Annotated in this window: 3 protein-coding genes; 2 read left to right on the top strand and 1 reads right to left on the bottom strand. The window is 62.5% G+C overall.

Translation table 11 applies throughout. The features are described from left to right. On the top strand, positions 1-203 hold a 203-nt coding region (locus AX692_RS20460; protein WP_230961036.1), incomplete at its 5' end, for a hypothetical protein. A 36-nt stretch (positions 204-239) separates the two neighbouring features. Further along, a complete protein-coding gene (locus AX692_RS18855; protein ID WP_196490038.1) occupies positions 240-689 on the top strand; it encodes an HIT family protein in 450 nt (149 codons plus the stop codon). Positions 690-829: 140 nt separating this feature from the next. Here AX692_RS18855 and AX692_RS04895 read toward each other — a convergent pair. Beyond that, positions 830-1,763 (bottom strand): MFS transporter (locus tag AX692_RS04895; RefSeq protein WP_155646259.1); only part of this gene is annotated, 934 nt, incomplete at its 5' end.

Here is a 1,763-nt window from a genome sequence, read left to right as displayed (position 1 = left end):
CCAACGAGAAATGCAGCGGCTGCTCCCAAAAGCCGCCGTTCGCTTTCCCACCCACATCCGGTCATGAGCCGGGCCGGATGTGCGATCTCGATACCTGCCGGGCAGCTTCAGCGGGTTTCTTGCCAAAAGCCGAAATTCTCAAAGCGACCCCATTCGAGACGATTTATCAGGTCGTTGCTCCATCAAAGAAAGGCGTTAGGTGATCGGAGGCTCGGCGTTTCGATGCCTTGGAGAATCCATTGACCCAGATCCTGCAGCCAACCTATCTCAGTGACAATGTTTTCGCAGGTATCTTGGAGGGGCGTACGCCTGCTCACAGGATTTACGAAGATCGAGCGGCGCTGGCGTTTCTTGATATCGCCCCACAAGGCCCAGGCCATACCTTGGTCATACCAAAAGAAGATGCTGCAAACCTGTTTGACATCAATTCAGACAGTTTAGGCCTTTTGATGGAGGCAGTCCAAATCGTTGGTCGAATGCTTGTAACATCGCTTCACGCAGATGGACTTGAGGTTCAGCAATTGAACGGACCGGCCGCGGGGCAAACTGTCTTCCACCTGCATTTTCATTTGATCCCGCGCTTTACTGGCGCCCCCATAATACCTCATTCAGAGGCTCGAATTGTTGGGCAGGCGGAGCTTGCCGAAATGGCTGCACGTATTCTGGCTGGGCGGCACGACAATCGGTAGGACATGGCACATGATTTCTGGCTTCTGCCTGCGGCCTTGAAAAATCTCGCTTCAAATCTGCCCTTCAGCTAACCACCCACCAGCAGCCATTCCGCGTCCCGATCCGCATTCCCGAAAGCGGACGTTGCGCAAGAGACGAGCTAGCCCCCGCGCATCTTCTCCAGATAGCCGCTCGGCCCCATCTGCGCGGCGGTCCAGGTGAAGATCGCCAACGCGGCGACCCCCGCCGCAAGGCACACCGCGAAGACCGCTACCGCGAGCGCCTGCGGACCTTGCGCGGGCGTCAGCGCGTCGCTCAAGGCGCCAATCACGAACAGGCTCAGCGCCTGCCCGATGAGATTGTTGAAGAACAGCGCGATGGCGACTGCGAAGCCCCGGCTTGCGGGCTCGACCGCGGCCTGGATGCCCGACAGGATCCCCGCCTGCGAGGCGACATAGATCGCATAGGCGAAGCCGAACCACAGCAGGAAGGTGGTGAAGTCGCCCGAGGTCAGGCTCAGCGCCAGCGGCAGCACCGCGCCGAGGCTCGTCACCCCGGGCAGCCACGCGCGCCAGCGCTCGTCGCGAAGGCACAGCCAGTGGGTGAGATAGCCGCCGAGGATCGGACCCGGGATCCCGCCGAGGAAGAAGGTGAGGCCGAGGTAGAGCCCCACATCCCCGGTCGAGATGCCGAACTGCCGCAGCATGATCGGCGCCATCCAGAAGGCGAGCGCGTATCCGATCATGATCTGCACCGCCCAGCCCAGCGCCAGCCCCATGAAGACGCGGTTGGTGACGAGGCTGCGGATCGTCTCCCCCAGCGGTCGCTGCGCCATGTCGGTGCCCGCCGGGGCATAGCGCCCGCGCTCGGGCTCGCGCATGGTGAGCCAGATGATCGCCCCCAGCACCAGCCCCGGCAGGCCCATCAGCACGAAGGCCCAGCGCCAGTCGAAGATCTCGGCGAGCTGCCCGCCGATCAGCAGGCCCCCCGCCGTCCCCATGCTCGCGCCGATGGTCAGGAACCCCATCGCCTTGGCGAGTTCGGCGCGGGTGAAGTAATCGGCGACGAGGCTCTGCGAGGAGGGCCCCGAACAC

Source organism: Erythrobacter donghaensis, from assembly GCF_001557325.1.
In the GTDB taxonomy this organism is placed as follows: domain Bacteria; phylum Pseudomonadota; class Alphaproteobacteria; order Sphingomonadales; family Sphingomonadaceae; genus Erythrobacter; species Erythrobacter donghaensis_B.
The sequence above is the reverse complement of the archived record's forward strand: the minus strand, read 5'-3'. Positions and strand labels throughout refer to the sequence as shown.